This window comes from Nostoc sp., assembly GCF_036917655.1.
GTDB lineage: Bacteria > Cyanobacteriota > Cyanobacteriia > Cyanobacteriales > Nostocaceae > Nostoc.
This window is the reverse complement of sequence record NZ_JBALCY010000086.1, coordinates 52,701-72,782: the sequence shown is the minus strand read 5'-3', so window position 1 is coordinate 72,782 and position 20,082 is coordinate 52,701. Positions and strand designations below refer to the sequence as shown.

The following is a 20,082-nucleotide window of genomic DNA, read 5'->3' as shown; positions in this document are numbered from 1 at the left end:
GCAGTGGTTGAGCTAGGTGTAATGTATCAAAAGATGTGTTAAAACCTACTAATGAATAGAACCCAGCCTAATTACGTGAAAATTCGACTAGTCCAACCGCAAGATAGAAATCAGATTTTTGATATCCGAAGAGATGCTATACAGATACTTTGTTCCCAAGATTATAATCCTGAACAGATTCAAGGCTTATTGAACGATAAACAGTTAAATGACTTACAAGGGAAAGATACAAAAGATATAGTTTTTGTTGCTGAAATTGGAGAAACAATTGTTGGTTTCTCTGCGTACTCCAGATATTGGGTGAGTGCAATTTATGTCCATCCTCAATATGTACGACAAGGAATTGGCAGAGAGTTACTAAAAGCAATAGAACGCAAAGCTTTGTCCGAAAACATCAATACATTAGCTGTTTGTGCATCAATCACTGCTAAACCTTTTTATGAAACATCTGGTTATCAAGAGTTTGGCGAAGCTTACATAATTTCAAGTACTGGAATTTATATACCCTGTATCCGTATGCAAAAATGGCTATCTTCAGCTACTGAGGGAGAACATTCGCAATCAGAGGATTTAACAGCCATTTGCAGATTTTTGCAGTGGATACTGATTGGTAAATAAGTGAAACGGGATAAGTAAGTCGCCAGGAATAAATCAAACTATGCGTTTTACAATCTCCAGAAACCTCTGTATGATTGGGGATGTTTCGCTACTGCGGCAAATCATTGCGAACGCAACTTTTGGGCTGGCTGGTTCATAACGAGAGCAACGCGATTTGGTGAGGTGTTGTCAAAAACAAGCGATCGCTAAAAACCACTGTTGATTGTGTTAGGAATGATCCCATTTCGGGAAACCTAACTTCAGTCAGAGCAAGGGAGCATTGAAGGTATGAGGACGATTCGCTTTGCGACAAGCCAAAGGTTTAACGCATTTCTCGGAGCATTCACCACGGGGTTATTGACTGCGGGGATGGTATTACCCGCAATGGCGCAAGTCATATCTGATGGCACTACCAACACTACTGTCAACCAAAGCGGGAATAATTTCACGATTCTGAATGGGATTGAAAAAGGTAATAATTTATTTCATAGCTTCAGTAATTTCTCAGTGCCTGTGGGTGGTTCAGCGAATTTTGATTTAATCAACACACCAAATATTACTACTATATTTAGTCGGGTAACTGGTGGAAATATTTCTGATATTAACGGATTAATTCGCACTCTCAATAGCAATAATCAGGTGAGTTTATTTTTGCTTAATCCGGCAGGGATTGTGTTTGGGAAAAATGCCGCGTTGAATATTGGCGGCTCATTTGTGGGGACGACGGCGAATAGTATTAAGTTTGCCGATGGGACTGAGTTTAGTGCAGTAAATCCCAGTAGTCGACCATTGTTGACGATTAGTGTCCCCATTGGGTTGCAAATGGGCAATAATCCCAGTTCAATTACCGTCCAAAACACAGGACATCGTTTGATTGCCGAATTCACTCCTACAAAGCTGGGTACGACTCCCACGGGCTTAAGTGTCACCCCTGGCAAGACCCTGGCCTTGGTGGGAGGAAGTATCACCTTAGATGGTGGAGTCTTACAGGCACCTTCTGGACAGATCGAACTGGGTAGCGCCAGTGCCGGAACGGTGAATCTAAATTCCTCCACTGGGAAGTTTGACTATGCCAATATCCAGCAGTTTGGCGATATCCAATTGTCCAACCAAGCCCTTGCTAATGCCAGTGGCACCCCTGCCGGTGCCATTCACCTCCAAGGTCGGAATGTTAGCTTTACAGGCGGTTCTGGGGCTTTATTGGTCAGTCAGGGAAATCAGGAAATTGGGGATATTGTCGTCAATGCCAGTGAGTTATTTGAGATGCGGGGCGGGGGGACTTTTGGTTTTGCCCAAAACTTTTTGCGTTCCGATAATACTGGGACTGGTGTAGGGGGTGATTTGGTGGTGTCTGCACCACGAGTGGAACTCTTGGATGGGGGAACTCTCGCCTCGCGGAACTTTGGTGCAGGAACTGGAGGAAGCATCGCTGTCACCGCAGCAGATTCATTTGACCTGATTGGGTTTTCGCCAACTAGTCCCGGTTCTACTGCCAGCTCGCTGATTACAAACACCCTTGGTTCTGGACGGGCAGGAGATATTCAAGTCTCAACTGGGACATTGACGGCGCAGGCGGGTGGTAGGATAGTGCTTACCAGCACTGGCATCGGGGCGGGTGGCAATAGCAACATTAATGCCTCTAAGTCCATCGAACTGAGCGGAGAAAACCCATTCAATCTGAGTTCCAGTGGGATTACGGCGAGTGCAGGCAGCTCAGGCAATGCGGGTCAAGTCACGGTCAGCACCCGCCGAATGAACGTGCGGGATGGTGCAATTGTGGGTAATTCCACCATTGCCACTGGTAATTCAGGCAATTTAGCGATCAACGTTTCTGACTCCATTGAAGTCAGTGGTGTGGGTGCTCAATCCGGTGTCCCCAGCCGAGTCGTGACCAATGCTGAGATCCTCCCAGCCGCCTTACGACAGCAGTTTGGATTACTGCCTTTTCCCACAGGCACAGTAGGTGACCTGACCATCAACACCTCACGCTTACAGATTACCGATCGCGGTACGGTGGGGGTTGAGCATCAAGGGACTGGTAATGCTGGAAACCTCTACATCAATGCAGATAGAATTTTCCTCGCTCGCACTGGCAGCATCACTGCGACTACTAAATCAGGTGAGGGTGGCAGTATTAATCTCCAAGCTAATACCTTATTTATGCGTCATGGTAGCAACATAACCGCAACCGCAGGTGGTACGGGTAACGGTGGCAACATTCTGATCAATTCACCCATTATTCTGGGCTTAGAAAACAGCGACATTGTTGCTAACGCACTCCAAGGTCATGGTGGTAATATTAACATTACGACTCAGGGTATTTTCGGTTTAGAATATCGGACACAACTCACTCCAGAGAACGATATTACCGCAAGTTCCCAATTTGGGGTTAACGGTATAGTGCAAGTTAATACCATTGGTGTAGATCCCAATTCTGGCTTAGTGGAATTACCCGCAAATGTCACCGATCCATCACAGCAAATAGCTAGTGGTTGTTCTGCAAATCAAGGTAGTAGTTTTGTAGCAACGGGACGGGGTGGGATACCGCAAAATCCGACGCAGGATGTGAGGAGCGATCGCGCTTGGTCTGATATCCGCAATCTGACTGTATATCGCCATACTGGGGCAGTGACAGCACAAATCCCCGAATCTCCAGAAGTTCTCGTCAAAGCCACTGGTTGGCGACGTAATGCACAGGGCAAAATTGAGTTATTTGCAGATCAATCTCCGACTCTGGTGCAACAAGCATTAACCTGTGCAGCTGTTCCTCAAAGTTCACTCTGATAGATATAGGGCAATGGCACCAAGAAAAGCTCTCAGCTATGGGGGATAAGCGCTACAGATTTTAAATTTGAGTTGAGGGAGAGAGAAGTCAAATGAGTCAGCTTTTGGTTAGCCTGGTTGCAGTTTTGAGTCTGGGCTTTTTCTAGAAGAACCTCAACAGTATGTTTTGTCTGTGGAGGTAAAGTTGATTTCTGCTCACACCAATCTGTAAAGCTTTTGGGAGTTGCCATCCGAGCAGCAATAGTCTGTGTGGTGTAAAATCCCAAAGTAAAAGTAAATATTGTGGCGATCGCTAAAGTAAGTTTCATTGCATGATATTATACTTTCAAAGTACGCAATTAGACTATACATAAATTACTTAAGATTTGGTATAAAAAAGTAATTAAGGAAAAACAAAATCAGCTATTTTTCGGTCGCCGCAGTTCCTTGGAATTAATTGGGCCAAGAATTTGATTTAGGCTACGCAACTGTTCAGCTGTACCCATCCCAATCAGCCGATCGCCCGGCATTAAGACCGTATCGCCGGTGGGGCCACCGATTAAAGTCCCATCAACGCGGCGAATTGCCAGAACTAATGCCCCAGATTGCGATCGCAATCTCGCCTTTTGCAAACTTTGACCCACAAAAGGACAAAAAGCCGGGTCGAGTAAAAATTCTTCCATATATAATTGACGGTCTGCACCTGTCAAAATCCCGTCTACAAAGTCCAATACTTGGGGTCTGAGAGCCGCAGCAGCCATGCGCTTACCACCAGTAATATAGGGGGATATCACCTCATCTGCGCCACCGCGTTGTAACTTCTGCAAAGCTTCTTCTGTACTTGCCCGTGCGATCGCTCGAATTCCCGTATTCAGTGTTTTTGCTGATAAAACAATATATAAATTTTCGGCATCTGAAGGAAGTGCTGCAACGATACAAGTCGCTCTTTCAATACCAACTTTTAAAAGTGTGTCATCTAGGGTAGCGTCACCTTGGTATGCCGTGTAACCTTCCATCTGCGCCCTTTGCACAGATTCCATCTCCGAATCAATCACCACAAAAAGTACACCTTCTGCCTGAAATTCCTTGGCAATTTGACGACCAGTCCGACTAAATCCACAGATGATGTAATGTTCTGATAGGGATTCCATTAACCGCCTCTGCTGCTGTAGCCGAATTCCTTCTTGAAAGTAGCCTTGAATGATCGCTTCTGTAAATCTGTTGACAATGTAACCGATATTGACTACACCCAACAAAATCAGGGCAATTGTAAACAACCGTCCTCGGCTACCCAGTGGGTGGATCTCTCCATATCCCACAGTCGCTAAAGTGATGACTGTCATGTAAGCCGCATCTTCCCATGACCAGCCCTCCACTAGCCAATACCACAAAGTGCCAATGAAGAAAACACCGCCGAGAGCGATCGCCCCAGCCATTAACTCCTTTTGGATACGCTGATATTTTTGCTCAAGTGTTGAAAATGAGGTAACAATAGTACTTTGAACCTAATTTTTCTAGTTTTCTACTAACTTTATAGCATTCGTCCTTTTTAGTACATTTAAACTACAAGTTATCTAAACTAATAGTCCAAACTCAATACTCCTAAGACTTAAAAATATTCATCTTTAACTTTACATGAAGCTCTAATGGCCAGAAGCTTTTTTTGGAGAGAGTGTTGGTATTGCTTGTTCCATTAATTTCAGTACTTACGCAAACAATAGCCGAAACCCTAATTTTCAGGTAGGGGCAATTCATGAATTGCCCCTACCATATGTAGTTTTGCGTAAGTCCTAAATTTATTAGCTTTACTGATGATATAAGCCCAAGGGAATTATCAAAAAACTGTATTAAGCAATACGGTTTTTTGGGTAAAAATCAGATATCAAAGGTCACGACACCAAAGCGATGGCGTGGAGCGCTCACCGTAGGCGATACATTCTCTACGAGAGGCTACGCCAACGGTGAGCATCTCGTAGAGACGCTTCTCCTGACGGAGACGCTTCTCCTGACGGAGACGCTTCTCCTGACGGAGACGCTTCGCGAACGCGAACGCACAACTTTTCGGTCTACTGACATTGTTCTAGTACTACTGAATCACCATACTGTACTGTGTAGATAGTAGTTGCCAGGTAGATAACTAGAGATGATTGCTGCTGTTATTCGACCTCTAAATTTGGTAGTTGGTTTGCTGCTATCTTGTTGTTTCTTGCTTACAAGCTGTCACCCGACACAGATGAAAAGCAAAGCATCTCAGGTAGCTCAATTAGTTCTAGTTTCGCTAAATGACCCGACTACTTTTAACTATGCAATTAATGATTCTCCATACAGTGTTTTTTCTTTAATTTACAAGGGATTGATTGATGAGAATGTTATAACTACCAAGTTGGAGCCGGCACTGGCAGAATCTTGGTCAATATCTGCTGATAAAAAGCGAATTATTTTTACCTTAAAAACAGGGTTGAAATGGTCAGATGGTGAACCTCTCACGGCAGATGATGTAGTCTTTACCTATCGGGACATTTATCTGAATAAAAAAATTCCCACTTTATATAGAGATTTTTTGCGTATTGGCAACACAGAAACTTTCCCGTCAGTGCAGAAACTAGATGAGCAGCGAGTTGAGTTTACTTTTGTGGAACCTTTTGCCCCTTTTTTGAGATACGCTGAAAAACTAGCAATTTTGCCAGAACATGCCTTGCGTTCTTCTGTACTATCTAATGATGCCAATGGTAATCCTCAGTTTCTCTCAATGTGGGGAACCAATACTGATCCGCAAAAAATTATCTCCAATGGGCCTTACCAAATAGAAAGCTATACTCCTGCTGAACGGGTAATTTTACGACGCAACCCCTATTACTGGCGCAAAGATGTTCAAAAATATCCTCAGCCTTATATTCAACGGATTGTCTGGCAAATTATTTCTTCTACAGAAAATCAGTTACAAAGATTTCGCTCAGGGGAACTGGATACTTTGAATGTAACACCAGCAGTATTTGGGTTACTCAAGAAAGAGGAAAAGCGAGGAAAATTCATTATTTACAATGGCGGACCTACTGCGGGTTTTAGCTTTATGGGTTTCAATCTCAACCGAGCTATTAATTCCAAAGGTAAGCCTTTTATAGACCCAATTAAATCTCGATGGTTTAATAACTTAGTTTTTAGGCAAGCAGTCGCCTATGCAATTGACCGCAACCGAATTAAAACTAATATCTATCGCGGTTTAGGTGAAATACAACATTCGTCAATTGCTATTCAAAGTCCCTATTACTTGTCCCCAGCAGCAGGGTTAAAAGTTTATGATTATAATCCCCAGAGAGCTAGGCAGATGTTGTTAAAGGCTGGTTTTAGGTACAACTCCCAAAAAGAACTGTTAGACCAAGATGGAAATCGGGTGCAATTCAATCTTTTAGTGAAATCGGAAGATCAATCAAGAATCGATGCCGCAGTTCAAATCCAACAAGACTTCAGTCAAATTGGTATCAAAGCAGATATGCAGGTAGTCAGTTTTAACATAGTATTGCAAAAGCTTCTCTCTCGTCGAGATTGGGATTGTTATGTCGGTGCGTTTGGTGTTCCCGGTGCAGATGTTGAACCTAATCTTCTATCTTTATTTTGGACTAGTCAAGGCTCATTTCATCAGTTCAACCAAGGTGCTTTACCAGGAAAACCTCCACTCCAAGGATGGGTAGTTTCTGAATGGGAGAGAGAAATTGACAGTCTTTTTGGCGCCGGATTCAAAGAACTAGACCAGAGCAAGCGCAAGGCGATTTATGACAGATTTCAGCAAATCGTTGCTGAACAGTTGCCGATATTCTGCCTTGTGAATCCAATCTCGTTTCAGGCGGTGCGTGAACGTGTCAATCCCATCAAGTTTTCTGCCTTAGGGTCAGCTTTTTGGAATATTGATGAACTGAAAATCACAGAAAAATAATTCCAACCAGAGATTTAAGGCATCATAACTAATTCAGAATTCGTATAGATCACCGTCAATAACTTCCAACTCTTTTAGCTCCCTTGCAGTTTTCCCGCAGACAGCATGGGAAATTTCGTCATCTGTCCTAGCGCTGTCAAATGCTAGCCTGCGGTTTTGACGGCGCTAGGACAGATGACAGTGAGAAAACTCCTGGACTCTACCCAAGACTTACGATGACTAGGTTGGGCTGCACCTACGCAAATTGCCTGTCACTTATACTCCAATACGCTTGGGTTAAGGATAGTTGTAGGTTGGGTTGAACATTCGTGTTACCCAACCTACGCTGGTTTTGGTTTTTGGCTTTAACCCAAGCGTATTGACTTATACTCTTTCTCAAGTGTTGAATACAAAGTTTTTTTCACCACCGCCAAGCGTTTGAGGTTATATAAGCGTTAGCCTAAGAAGAAGTATTTTTTAGGGATTTCTAGGAAACTAGTAAATAACTATATAATGAAAAACTTTCAGGAGGAGCGATAGTGAGCCTACAAACTCTCGTTGACCAAGCCACCATCCCCCCAGATTCAGGGTCAGCATCTAGTCCCTTTAATGCAGATAGCTTTAATGAAGCTGTCATGTCCACCTACGCGCGGTTTCCCTTAGCCCTAGAACGGGGTGCTGGATGCCGGGTTTGGGATACACAGGGGCGCGAATATCTGGACTTTGTGGCGGGAATTGCCACTTGTACTTTGGGACACGCCCACCCAGCTATGGTAGAAGCGGTGACACGCCAAATCCAGAAGCTGCACCATGTCTCTAATTTGTACTACATTCCTGAGCAAGGTGAATTGGCAAAATGGATCGTTGCTCATTCCTGTGCCGATCGCGTATTTTTCTGCAACTCTGGAGCTGAAGCTAACGAAGCCGCTATTAAACTGGCGCGGAAATATGCCCACACAGTATTAGACATTGAAAAACCGATTATTTTAACCGCCCATGCCAGTTTCCACGGACGGACTTTAGCGACCGTTACCGCCACGGCACAACCGAAGTATCAAAAATATTTTGATCCTTTAGTGCCTGGTTTCAGCTACGTAAATTACAACGATATTAACGCTGTGGAAGTGGCGATTAGCGAGTTGGATGAAGGTGATTATCGAGTAGCGGCGATTCTGATCGAGCCATTGCAGGGAGAAGGCGGTGTGCGTCCCGGAGATGTTGCCTATTTCAAAAAGCTCCGGCAGATTTGCGACGAAACTGGCGTTTTATTGATTTTTGATGAAGTGCAAGTTGGCATGGGGCGCAGTGGCAAATTATGGGGTTACGAACATCTCGGCGTTGAACCGGATATTTTCACCAGTGCCAAAGGCTTAGGTGGCGGTATTCCCATCGGTGCAATGATGAGCAAGAAATTCTGCGATGTTTTTCAACCAGGGGAACACGCCAGCACCTTTGGCGGAAATCCGTTTGTGTGTGGTGTAGCACTCAGCGTTTGCCAAACATTGGAACGGGAAAATATTTTGCAGAATGTGCAAGACAGGGGTGAACAATTGCGAACTGGATTGAGGGCGATCGCAGCGAAATATCCTCAGCATATTGGCGAAGTTCGGGGTTGGGGTTTAATCAACGGTTTGGAGTTGCGAGCAGATATTCAACTAACCGCAGCCGATATTGTCAATGCTGCCATCAACGAGGGCGTATTGCTGGTACCCGCCGGGCCAAAAGTAGTCCGGTTTGTGCCACCGCTAATTGTCACAGAGGCGGAAGTAAACACTGCCTTGCAAGCTGTGGAAAAAGCGATCGCGACTCTCACAAAGTCAACTTAAGTTAAAAGGGCGGTTAGAAACCGTGTCTACACAGGCAAAACCCGCCTGCACGGGTTAAAAAACCTTAATTTTCTCTTAGTTCAGGTAGCTGTAGCTCTTGTTTGTGTAGCCGCGAATTCTATTCGCCTTTTTCATTCTGGAGAAATTTCCCGATAAGCTTGCCGACACTGTTCATAATTATCTGGCAAAATCTCGGCATTACCAAAACATAATTGCTCGTGAGTGGTAATTAAGGTTTCATAAGGCTGTATGGTAGTCACAGACGATCGCAGCAATTGCAGATATTCTCCATCTGTACGGCTGAGTTTGTGGGGTGCGATCGCTTTTTGATCCAACTGCTGCAACATCGCTAAATAAACACAACGGCAAGCCTCACGGTAGTTACCTTGACGGTAAAATTCTTGCGATCGCTCTAACAAAAGGGCTATGGATGACTCACTAGAGCGAGTTTTTACGCGAAAATCAGTGAGATTGCCAGTTCTATTTAGCCAAGAATATATATAAGGACTGAATTCTCGCCATAATCGCCAACCCACCCAAACTATAAATAAGCCTAATACCAGCCAAAACAGGAATTTCAGCAATTCACCAAGCCTTGGGCTAATCGACCATCCAGTGGGCAATTCTGGCAAAGCCTGTTCAAAGCGGTAAAACTGGTATTCCCACCATTCTCCCGCTTGTTGTTGGAATTGAGACAACTGCCAACTCCAGCTAGTTTTTTCAAAAGTATCTGTAGGCATAGGGGGGAGTGGGGAGTGTGGAAGCAGGGGAGTAAGAATTTTAGATTTTGGATTTTAGATTCAAATTTAATCTAAAATCCAAAATCCAAAATCTAAAATTGAATTGCCCTATGACTATTAACTATTGACTACTGACTCTTTTTTTATCATTATCGAGCCAATAACAATAAGTAGCGCACCGAATGCAAGAAATCCTAGATCCCAAACTAACTGATTTGGGCCTGGTTTTACATGATGGATACCGAGAATTTGGTGGTCAATTAAACCTTCAACCAAGTCAAACAACCCAGTTCCAATCACTATTGACCCAATAAAGGTTTGTGATGACCAAGGAACATCATCACGCCCTCCTGCACGCCATAGCAACACAAGTCCTACTACGGTGAATACCCAATCCAAGGTATGAAATAACCCATCCCATACCATGTTCAAATCTATATTCGCCGTGTTTGTCAGAGGTCGAATGCTACTGAGCATATGATGCCACTGGAGGAGCTGATGCAGTAAAATTCCATCAATAAATCCTCCAAGACCCACACCAAGACAAATTCCAGCAGTAATTAGCGGTGCGCGTCGATCGAAGGTTTCACTTTTTGCCTCCATTGTCAACCTCATAGATAGGCTTTCTTACCAAAATACAACTCTTTTAAGAGAAATATCTTCTATCTGGAGGCAAGTAGGATCATTGAATTTAAATTAATCAATCTTCAAATTTAATCTGCATACCCGCTTTTACTGGGTCAAAATCTTCGGGAAAATGGGTGCTGCGATCGTAGTCTGCTTTTTCCAGGTTCGCTCCTTTGAGATCAGCTTGGCACAGATTCGCTGACATCAATAATGCTCCCCTAAGATCGGCATCCCTCAAATTAGCTTGACTGAGAAAGGCAAAGCTCAGGTCAGTTCCTCTCAGATTAGCGCCACTCAGGTTAGCTTCACTCAAATCAGCATAACTGAGGTCAGATCCTTTCAAGTTAATACTTTGCAAATCGGCATTACCCAGTTCTGCTTTACTAAAGTCCCGTTTTCCGGCTGCGTAACTCTCCACAAGAGTAGCAGCAGTATTTATGGGCTGTTGAGAATTGACTTCAGGCATATAACAGCCTCACAGGTTATCTCGTTATTACTTTGATAGTTAAGGATGAAAATTCTCCCACTTCATCCTTGCTAAATGTAATACATGAGTTCCTTCTGTTGTCGGATTGCTCTGCGTTCACAAAGGTCTTGGAGTGTATATTTTTCCAAAATGGAGTTAGCAGCCTGACGTGCTTCCTGCCAGACTTCCTGAATTAGCTCACCTTCTACCGTGTTGGGAGTCGGCTCACAAGGAGAGACAACAATATCTGATCCTTCCATGCAGCTAAAAGCATCAAACACCGTAATCTTACTAGGATCTCGTGCCAAAACATAGCCACCTTTGGCTCCGCGTATACTCTTAATTAAACCTCCACGTCTTAATGTTGCCAGGAGTTGTTCCAAATAGCGGTTCGGGATGTCTTGCAATGCCGCTATCTCTCGAATTTGCAGGGCTTCACCGTTAGGGTAGCAGGTTGCCAACTCTAACAGGGCTAGAAGTGCGTATTCTGATTTGTTAGAGATTACCACAGGTGTAATATTTTAAACTCATATTTTAAAGATACAAAGTCTTTGGGTTCGTTTCCCTAAGCTACTGCTAAGAAAAACTTGACAATCAACTTATTGTTGACCGGCTAACTCCACTTTAAAGACCTTCCAGCATAGAAGCAATTACTTTTTTTTCTAAATTCAATAAATAAAAGTGATTGATTAATGGACAGTATTCCAAAGTAAAACTGACTTAAAAGCTTAGTCAGTATCGTTTTCAACCCAATTTTGTCAGTGATTATTGCAGCTTATTAGCCTGTCTGACGACCAGGTGCTGGGCGTCTACGCATCTATTGTCAAGCAACAATATTTAATAGCTAACCAATCAGAAAGAAAAGCACCATGAGTGCAATCTGATACCAAAGAATCGGTTTCACTGAGAGATCAGCAATCAGATGAAGCTAATTAATAACACTATAAATTATTTTTTGAATTTTACTTTTGAATATCGAATTGGAGCGCAGCAAAATTCTTAGTGTAAGCCGCTATACATGTAAATTTCTCGAAAATGGCAGAATGACTGTAAAGGTAGTTCCCGCGCCGATCGCACTTTCGACAATAATCTCGCCGCCATGTAAATCTACAGCCTGCTTGACGATGGACATTCCTAATCCCATTCCTGGAATATTGCCTGCATTACTGGCGCGATGGAAGGGTTCAAAGATGTGTTCAATGTCAGAAGGGGGAATGCCAATACCAGAGTCTTGAGTCTGGAATATAGCTTGCTCGTTGGCAGTGGTGACAGAAAACTTAACTGTGCTACCAATGGGAGAGTATTTTAGACAATTCGATAATAAATTACTCAAGATTTGCCGCAGTATTTTAGCGTCTAAGTTAGCCGGGGTGCATTGCCACTCGCCGCTAAAAACGATCGCATGTTGTGAGCGATCGCTCTGTTCTAATTCTTCTAATAGATCACGGCAAAATTCCACCAAATTCAGGGGTGTTGGATTCAACTCTAACTTGCCTGCTTCATCCTGACTCAGCACCAATACATCATTCAACAACTGCGTCATGTGCATAACTGATGTTTGAATGCGACGCAGGTGGGTCTGTTGTCGCTCCTTCGTCCATAGGTGGCGATAATATTCTAGTAGTTCCGCAGAAGAGTGGATGGTAGCCAAAGGGGTGCGAAACTCATGGGAGGTGATAGTGAGCAAGCGGGATTTAAGTTCACTAAACTGCTTTTCTTTGGCAAGCGCTTGTCGCATCGCCTCTTCTGCCCATTGCAGCTTGGCTTGGGTTCGCTTGCTTTCGCTAATATCCCGTAATAGCCAGCGTAGACCGACCAACTGACTGTATTGATTACGGATAGCAACCACCTTAACCGCAGTAATAATGGGCGTTCTGTTAAGTGGTTGCAGGTTTACTTCCCACTCTTGCATCTTCCAGTCTGCGATTTCGGCATGATCACGCAGATGAGTCAATTTCAAATGAAAAGCAATCATCTCTTTCTCAAGCACATAAATCTCCAAGAGTTCGCCCAAAAGGAACCTCTTGGAAATGTTTAGTAAGGTACTGGCAGCAGAATTAGCTTCCTGAATTACCCCATTTGTATCAGTTACCAAATAGGCGTCTGGTACTTCTTCAAAAAGTTCTTGGTAGCGTTGACGTTGTGCCAGCAAATCCTGTTGAGCCTTGAACAATTCTTCATTCTGCTGCTGTAGGTCTTCATTAGCTATTTGCAGTTCTTCCAAAGCTAGGTGGACTTCTTTCAATACTGGGGCGACGAGTTCAATATCTTCCCGTGCTTTTTGCTGTTCACTCTGGCGTTGCAAAAAGGCGACGCGCTTACGCATCTTATCTAACTGTAAGGCTAAATCGTCCAAATTCACGCTCTTACTCCTAATTTGGATATCTAAACTTGGGTTTTATTTTAGATTCCCTACTTGGACGATCTTAGCTTTTGGAATTTAACAGTAAATCTTAAGTAGGGTGTGTCACGGTTTTAGCCTAACGCACCATGTTACATAGCGGTGCGTTAGGCACTCATGTGATCTTTCTTGTGACAAACCATATCGAAATATGAGCTTAACACAACGCCAGTTGCTACAACTCTCTTGAGCAGAGCAACGCACTGGCTCTCCTACATTGACACTCTCAGGGCTGTTCGCGCTTGCGTCTCCCCTTGGGAGAAGCGACTGAGATTCTTTAATCTAAGACATGACTTGCTCAATCAGGTTTTCACCAAACTGAGTAGAGGACTTATCTCCTAAAGCGTTGCTTGCGTCTAGCGCAAAAGTTCCCGTATGCCCTACGGTACTCAATCCTCTCCAAAGGATGTTTCTAGCTGCGTTTTCATCCCTATCCATTACACAACCACACCTACAAACGTGCGTTCGAGTTGATAGAGTTTTCTTGATAATTTCACCACAGCTAGAGCATTCTTGGCTACTATATTGCGGATTAACCGCAACTGTTACGCGCTTAAATACTTTTCCGAAGTATTCAATCCAGACACGGAACTGATACCAAGATGCTTATACTAGCATCGTTAACGTAAAAAGCTCACATTCATGAAAGATTCAATGCGGTTAAAACCGCACGAGTCGCTTGTATCTCAGCACGCTTTGTGACGTAGCTCTACGCTTACCGGATAGCTTGTAATTTTATTTTTACTTTATAAATGACCTTTTAGCTTTTGGAGTTTAACGGAACGCGAAAGTCTTTTCTTCGGCACTTCCCCCTGAGTACAGAAGCTCAGACTTCAGCCGGAGGAAATGTCTGAGTAGTTCACTGTTTTTGTCTGGCAATATTGGTTAATTTAGCTCTTAAATCTGCCCATTTGATGCCTTCTAGGCTGGGCAAAACAATATGAGCGGCTCCAACTCGTTCAGCGGGGCCGAGTCCTACTGCCCACATACCAGCAGCTAGAGCCGCCTCAACACCTGCTGCGGCATCTTCTACAACCACAGATTGCCCTGGTTCAATTCCTAGCTGCTTGGCTGCGTACAGAAATAGGTCGGGTGCTGGCTTGGGTTCCTCTACACTGTAACCGTCAGCGATCGCATCTACTTTGTCAGCAATGCCCAATCGCTCTAGTACTGTGTGGGCATTTTTACTACCTGAACCAATACCGATCTTAATACCAGCTTGCCGCAGTTCATCCAAGAGGGCGATCGCACCTGGCAACAAATCCTTAGGCGTCATTTTTTGCATCAATTCCACATAATAGCGATTCTTGCGCTCCATCATCTCCTGGATTTGTGCTTCTGAATACGGTCTATCCCCAAGAATCAGCATCAGGGAAGCACGACGGGATACACCCCGCAACGCTTCGTTAGCCTCCCGATTAAACGGTATACCCTCTTCATCTGCTAGCTTCTGCCAAGCTAGATAATGAAGTTCTGCTGTATCTGTTAGCACACCATCTAGGTCGAAGATGAATCCTTGGATGTTGGGGTTGTGGGGAGTGGGGAGTGGGGAGTGGGGAGTGGGGAGTGGGGGGGATGAGGAGGCAGGGGGAGCAGGGGGAGTAGTCTGGTGTTCAGAAGCTTCTGAGGGGAAATTTGGGGGATTTGCAGAAAGGGAAAGTTGGAGATATTTTAGTTGGCTAGTTATATCTTGGGCGACTTGTTCCCTGTGTAAATCGAAGTCGTGCCATTTCCCTTGCCAGTGCAGTTTAAACTTCAGGCGTGTCCAGCCAGGGGGCAGGTGGGGATTGGCTACAGGGCCATTTTCGGTTAGTTGGATGCCGCCAAATCCAAAAATTACAGCTTGCCAAATGCCACCAGCACTAGCGCCGTGAATTCCGTCGTTGGTGTTCCCTCGGTTATCTTCAAGATCCACCATTAACGCCCGCATAAACTGTTCGTAAGCTTCGGTTGATTTGCCCAAATCTGAAGCTAAGATGGCGTGAACTGCTGGGCCAAGAGACGAACCATAGGTAATATCGGTGCGGGGTGCGTAGTAGTCCCAGTTGGTCTGCAATGCTTTTTCGCTGTAAGGAAAATCTGCTGATTCCCGCATTAAATAAAGCAGCATCAAGACATCTGGCTGTTTGATTACTTGATATTTGTTGATTTGATCAACACCCAAGATTGGTTGCATGGAGCGATCGCGTGGTTCATAATCTGCTAAGTTAATATCTTCCAATTGGAAAAATCCCTCGATCTGCTCAATTAGTTCTGTTGATGGGTCATAGAGAAATAATATTTTGGCGATGATATCTTGCCAGTGCGATCGCTCTTGGGGGGTAAGTTTTAGTTTCTGCTCTAGTTCGGTAGCTCGTTCGGGGAATTTGTAAACCAACCAATCATAGACTGCGATCGCTTTCTCTAAATGCCATTGCGCCATGCGGTTTGTAAAGGTGTTGTTGTGGACGAATTCATGGTATTCATCCGCTCCGATCACTCCCCGAATTTCATACTTTTCGCGCTCAGGATTGAATTCGACCCGGCTACCCCAAAAAATAGCGGCATCCAAAATCACCTCTGCACCGCACTTTTGCATCCATTCATCGTCACCAGTGCTTTGCCAGTATTTCCAGATGGCGTAGGGGATATCTGCATTGATATGAATTTCGCGATCGCGGCACCAAATCCGCACATCTTCACCATAAAAATCACTTCCGAGTGCCCAACGTGGTGTCACTTCATCTCCAGTAACAGCACTTTCCCAGGCAAACATTGCCCCTTTATAGCCGTAATGGGCTGCCTTGCGTTGCGCCCCTGGTAAGGTGTGCCAGCGGTAACTGAGTAAGTTGCGGGCGATCGCTGGTTGGGTAAACAGAAACAGAGGCAGCATAAAAATTTCTGTATCCCAAAAGATATGACCGCGATAGCCAAACCCGGAAAGGGTTTTAGCAGGAATGCTCACCCGATCATCATGCCGTGGCCCAGCAATCAGCAGTTGAAACAGATTGTAGCGAACAGCAAAAGTCGCGGTGCTATCCCCTTCAATGAGGATGTCACTTTGCTCCCAAACCTCATCCCATGCCTGTTCATGCGCTTTTAGTAATGTTGCGTAGTCTGGTAAGTGTGCGAGTTTTTCTTGAGCTGCTGAGACTGGTGTTTCAATCTCCTGTGAGGTAAAAACTGTGACAATTTTTTCTACTGTTACGGTCTGTTGCGCTTTAGCTAGGTAGCTCATATTCAAGGTCGGATAACCAGGTGTAGTACTGACTTGCAAAGATGCTTCAGAGCCTAACATTGTCACCTTAGCTGCCATACAGAGTTCAATTCGGGAGTTGCGGGTGCGGCGTTGCAACCAGATTCCTTGGTCGGTCTTGCCCTGGTCTAGTCCTTCCCAGTGATTGAAACCCTGATTTTCTGGATAGCCGTTGATACTAGCTTGAACTTCGATTAACCCATCAAAATCTACTGGCGTTAAATGGCAGCGTAGCGCCAACACGTGCGGATCTGCAAGACTAGCAAAGCGTTCAAAGCTGATGTCTATGATGTTCCCACTGGGAGAGCGCCAACGCAAGGTCCGGAAGAGTAGTCCATGACGCAGATCAAGTTGCCGATCATAGCGCAATATCTCACCTTGATCGAGACGGAAGCGATCGCCATTCACAATCACTACCAAGGATAGCCAGTCAGGGCAATTTACCAGTTCAGTGTATACCACTGGCACATCGTCGTAGACACCGTTGATAAAAGTCGCTGGCAATGCATGAGGATAACCTTCCTCAAAACTGCCCCTTGTTCCTAGATATCCATTGCCGATTGTAAAGACAGTTTCTTTGGAGTGCAATTGCTCAGGGTCAAACTGGGTTTCGATTAATATCCAGTCTGTGTAGATAAAATGGCGATAACGACCTTTTGTTTCCATAAGTGGGGAGTGGGGAGTGGGGATTTTGAGTCTTTGAGGTGAATGAACGGAGTTCTGAGGTAGATGAACGGAGTTCTGAGGTAGATGAACGGAGTTCTGAGGTAGATGAACGGAGTTCTGAGGTAGATGAACGAAGTTCCGAGGTAGATGAACGAAGTTCTAATTTTCCCTCATCTTGCCCATATCCCCATTCCCTACTCCCCACTCCCTACTCCCCATTCCCTAGACACCTCGCCCCATATGCTTTTCCAAAATCTTTTCGGCTCTGGGTTTATAAATGAGATGAAATAAGGCTTCCATATAACGATCTCTAGCTTCGTTATTTTCTGGAGCAACAAAGTTCCAAAAACTAAACATTTTAGCAAGCAGTAGTAATTGATTGCTATGTAAATGCCAATTGTATCTATTATGAATTCGCTGACTCATCCATTCTGATACTTCGTGCCAGTGTTCAGGATGAGTATTGCATTTCTCAATGAAGTCTAAAACTTTATTTGCTGTTCCTTCTAAATCCGTAGGATTAAGATTAAATTCGTTTTCTTGGTTCTCAATAATTTCCAAAGAACCGCCAAATTGAGTAGTAAAAGTAGGCAAGCCGGAAATCATCGCTTCCAAAATACTCCGTCCGAAGGATTCAAAGCGGGCAAAATGGACATAAATTCCCTGAGAATCTGCAACTACCCGGTAGGCTTCGCCGAGTTCACTGCTAGGGATACGCATTCCCAACCAGCGAATCTTGCCATGAAGATGATATTGATCAATAATGTCGTAGAGTTTTTGAATTTCTTCTGCTTCTTCTCGGTTTATAGCTTCATGTGGATGCAGTTTACTACCTAAGATAATCAGGTTACAACGCTCTTGCAACTCCTGACTTTTACCAAAGCATTCAGCTAAACCAGTGAGATTGTTGATTGAAGTGATGGTATCAACAGCAAAGATTGGTCGCTTATTAGGGTGATCTAAGTGACCAAAGATTTGGGAGTCTTCGCGGCTAAAGAGGAGGTCGTGGACTTGTGTACTAAGGTTAGATCGGTCTTCTTTTTGGCTATAGGGAAAGAAAATATTTTCATTTACTCCCGGCGGCACTAAGTTGAATTTAGGACTAAACAAATCAATGCCATCAACCACATGATACAACTGCGGCATCGTAAAGCACTTATACGACTCGTATTGACCCATCGTGTCTGGTGTGCCGACAATTTCTTGATATGACGATGTAATAATGAAGTCGGCTGCATTCATGCTAATCAAATCGGCGGTGAATTGTACCGAGAAGTGGTATTTGTCTTCTAAATCTTGCCAATATAAATTGCTAAATAGATATTTAGGTTTTTCCAAAGAATGGGCAATATTGCACTGGGTAACTTTCATCCGACGAGATAAGAGAAAGGCTACTAAGTTACCGTCGCTGTAATTGCCAACGATCAGATTAGGTTTGCCCTGGAATTTAGTTAGTAATTCTTTTTCTGCATCTAGAGCAAATTGTTCTAAATAAGGCCAAATCTCAAATTTAGAAATCCAATTGTTGGTAACTTCTGGATTGAACTCACCAAAAGGAACGCGCAATATCCAAGCATTTTCAGTATCTTGGACTTTTTCTAAGCGCAGGCTGCAAAATGTCCTTTCAGCGTTAGGGATTAGCCGGGTGAGAATAATTACATGGGGTTTAATACCTAGCTGATCGAGACCAGCGAGTTTGATTTGTTCACGCAGCTCGTTTTCTAAGCTGCGAGCTTGTTCGAGGACGTAGATAACTTGACCGAATGTTTCATCTCTTCCCAAAACATCTTCCTGTCCAACCCAGCCGTGGATGGAAATGAGGACGACGCGAAAGATAGCAGGGACGCGGGCCACAAATGCTTCTAAGATGCCAGGTTCTGGAGAGTAAATGAGTCGGTCGAGGAGTTCTAGGGTTCCCCTGACTCGCGCCACAGTGTTACCCCAACCCGGCTCAAAGCCGAGTTCTTGGAACTCAAAGCGGAATTTTTCATAGGGTTCATCAGGCTCAAGCTCACTCAGGAATTTGAGCGATCGCTTTATTTGTTTAGCTAACTGAATACCGGAAGAAATGCGATCGCTCAACAACAGGCGAATCCCATCGGATTGCAGCCCATGTAATGCTTGAAATAACATTTCTAACCAATATTCGGGGTCAGTCAACAATTGATTGCACAGATAACGGTTGAGGAAGGCTAAACCTTGACCTATATTTCTGGCGTCGTCGATTCTTGGGGAACTCTCGTAAAAGGGGTGGAGGTCAATTTCAAGGATGTGAGGTTGGTAGCGGTTGACTAAGCGATCTCTCACATCTAGCAGCGCTTGCGGCGTCATCTGCTCAAAGCTATTCAAATCGGCTGTCAGTCGCCAAACTTCCTGGTTAGCAATCTTGGGTCGAACCACGAACCAAGTATTTTCCTCTTCAAGAATTATTTCGTGGGTGTACTGTATCAGTTTGCCAACAGAAGAAGAGTAGTAAAAATAGGCTGGCTTTTGGGATTGATGACAGTAATCGGCAAAAGCTTGCAAAATCTCATTTCTCAGGAAGTAACGCTTACCTGAAGCACTCAACGCATAAATCAACTGATGTAGAGCAGTTTTTTCATCACCGTTGAAGACAGCTTGAACTAGTTCATACATGATGACGAATCTCAGAACTTTAGCTTAGGTCACGACCTCATTTTTGTCTCCAGTCTCCGGTTATCTGAGGTACATTTCCGCCACAATGGTAAATAACTATAAAAATTTTGGCGTCTAGCTCTGGGATGAAACACTGCGAGGACTTCAAATCTATGGGATGAGGAAGTGGGGAGTGGGGGAGGCAGGGGAGGAAAGAGAGTTATTAAGTACCTGG

The 20,082-nt window shown here is 44.2% G+C and carries 13 protein-coding genes and 1 pseudogene; 4 read left to right on the top strand and 10 right to left on the bottom strand.

Going from position 1 to position 20,082, the window contains the following annotated elements:
- Nucleotides 1-51: 51 nt before the first annotated feature.
- On the top strand, nt 52-618 hold the full coding sequence (locus tag V7K30_RS33210; protein WP_335006717.1) for a GNAT family N-acetyltransferase: 567 nt from the start codon (nt 52-54) through the stop codon (nt 616-618).
- Between the two features lie 267 nt (nt 619-885).
- Nucleotides 886-3,381, top strand: coding sequence for an S-layer family protein (locus V7K30_RS33205; RefSeq protein ID WP_335006715.1), 2,496 nt, complete (start codon nt 886-888; stop codon nt 3,379-3,381).
- A 32-nt stretch (nt 3,382-3,413) separates the two neighbouring features.
- On the opposite strand, the gene V7K30_RS33200 is transcribed toward V7K30_RS33205, so the two are convergent.
- Nucleotides 3,414-3,689 carry a hypothetical protein gene (locus tag V7K30_RS33200; RefSeq protein WP_335006713.1) on the bottom strand — a complete coding sequence of 92 codons (276 nt, stop codon included), beginning with the start codon at nt 3,687-3,689 and terminating at the stop codon, nt 3,414-3,416.
- A 90-nt stretch (nt 3,690-3,779) separates the two neighbouring features.
- Nucleotides 3,780-4,796: a potassium channel family protein gene (locus V7K30_RS33195; RefSeq protein WP_335006711.1), complete on the bottom strand. Its 1,017-nt coding sequence runs from the start codon at nt 4,794-4,796 to the stop codon at nt 3,780-3,782.
- A gap of 707 nt (nt 4,797-5,503) precedes the next feature.
- Between V7K30_RS33195 and V7K30_RS33190 the strand changes: the two genes are divergently transcribed.
- Nucleotides 5,504-7,291, top strand: a complete 1,788-nt coding sequence (locus V7K30_RS33190) for an ABC transporter substrate-binding protein (RefSeq protein ID WP_335006710.1) — start codon at nt 5,504-5,506, stop codon at nt 7,289-7,291.
- Between the two features lie 518 nt (nt 7,292-7,809).
- The gene (locus tag V7K30_RS33185) at nt 7,810-9,096 is read left to right on the top strand and encodes an aspartate aminotransferase family protein (protein ID WP_335006709.1); all 1,287 of its coding nucleotides are present in this window, start codon (nt 7,810-7,812) and stop codon (nt 9,094-9,096) included.
- Nucleotides 9,097-9,227: 131 nt separating this feature from the next.
- Here V7K30_RS33185 and V7K30_RS33180 read toward each other — a convergent pair whose 3' ends face one another.
- The 8 genes and pseudogenes from V7K30_RS33180 to V7K30_RS33145 all read right to left on the bottom strand — a co-directional run bounded on the left by V7K30_RS33180 (nt 9,228) and on the right by V7K30_RS33145 (nt 19,868).
- Nucleotides 9,228-9,836 (bottom strand): DUF4129 domain-containing protein, encoded by a 609-nt coding sequence (locus V7K30_RS33180; RefSeq protein ID WP_335006707.1) that lies wholly within the window; start codon nt 9,834-9,836, stop codon nt 9,228-9,230.
- Between the two features lie 117 nt (nt 9,837-9,953).
- On the bottom strand, nt 9,954-10,439 hold the full coding sequence (locus V7K30_RS33175) for a DUF2243 domain-containing protein (RefSeq protein ID WP_335006705.1): 486 nt from the start codon (nt 10,437-10,439) through the stop codon (nt 9,954-9,956).
- Nucleotides 10,440-10,536: 97 nt separating this feature from the next.
- A complete protein-coding gene (locus V7K30_RS33170) occupies nt 10,537-10,929 on the bottom strand; it encodes a pentapeptide repeat-containing protein (RefSeq protein ID WP_335006703.1) in 393 nt (130 codons plus the stop codon).
- A 71-nt stretch (nt 10,930-11,000) separates the two neighbouring features.
- A complete protein-coding gene (locus V7K30_RS33165) occupies nt 11,001-11,438 on the bottom strand; it encodes an RrF2 family transcriptional regulator (protein WP_335006701.1) in 438 nt (145 codons plus the stop codon).
- Between the two features lie 503 nt (nt 11,439-11,941).
- The gene (locus V7K30_RS33160) at nt 11,942-13,291 is read right to left on the bottom strand and encodes a PAS domain-containing sensor histidine kinase (RefSeq protein ID WP_335006699.1); all 1,350 of its coding nucleotides are present in this window, start codon (nt 13,289-13,291) and stop codon (nt 11,942-11,944) included.
- A 321-nt stretch (nt 13,292-13,612) separates the two neighbouring features.
- Nucleotides 13,613-13,936: pseudogene (locus tag V7K30_RS33155) on the bottom strand (zinc ribbon domain-containing protein); the annotation flags it as partial.
- A gap of 253 nt (nt 13,937-14,189) precedes the next feature.
- Nucleotides 14,190-17,231: a beta-phosphoglucomutase gene (pgmB, locus tag V7K30_RS33150; protein ID WP_335006697.1), complete on the bottom strand. Its 3,042-nt coding sequence runs from the start codon at nt 17,229-17,231 to the stop codon at nt 14,190-14,192.
- Nucleotides 17,232-17,453: 222 nt separating this feature from the next.
- On the bottom strand, nt 17,454-19,868 hold the full coding sequence (locus V7K30_RS33145; protein WP_335006695.1) for a sucrose synthase: 2,415 nt from the start codon (nt 19,866-19,868) through the stop codon (nt 17,454-17,456).
- Nucleotides 19,869-20,082 lie beyond the last annotated feature (214 nt).

Coding starts and splice junctions, on each gene's coding strand:
- V7K30_RS33205 (WP_335006715.1), top strand. CDS start 886: ATGAGGACGATTCGCTTTGCGACAAGCCAAAGGTTTAACGCATTTCTC.
- V7K30_RS33200 (WP_335006713.1), bottom strand. CDS start 3,689: ATGAAACTTACTTTAGCGATCGCCACAATATTTACTTTTACTTTGGGA.
- V7K30_RS33175 (WP_335006705.1), bottom strand. CDS start 10,439: ATGGAGGCAAAAAGTGAAACCTTCGATCGACGCGCACCGCTAATTACT.
- V7K30_RS33195 (WP_335006711.1), bottom strand. CDS start 4,796: ATGGCTGGGGCGATCGCTCTCGGCGGTGTTTTCTTCATTGGCACTTTG.
- pgmB (WP_335006697.1), bottom strand. CDS start 17,231: ATGGAAACAAAAGGTCGTTATCGCCATTTTATCTACACAGACTGGATA.
- V7K30_RS33145 (WP_335006695.1), bottom strand. CDS start 19,868: ATGTATGAACTAGTTCAAGCTGTCTTCAACGGTGATGAAAAAACTGCT.
- V7K30_RS33180 (WP_335006707.1), bottom strand. CDS start 9,836: ATGCCTACAGATACTTTTGAAAAAACTAGCTGGAGTTGGCAGTTGTCT.
- V7K30_RS33210 (WP_335006717.1), top strand. CDS start 52: ATGAATAGAACCCAGCCTAATTACGTGAAAATTCGACTAGTCCAACCG.
- V7K30_RS33190 (WP_335006710.1), top strand. CDS start 5,504: ATGATTGCTGCTGTTATTCGACCTCTAAATTTGGTAGTTGGTTTGCTG.
- V7K30_RS33170 (WP_335006703.1), bottom strand. CDS start 10,929: ATGCCTGAAGTCAATTCTCAACAGCCCATAAATACTGCTGCTACTCTT.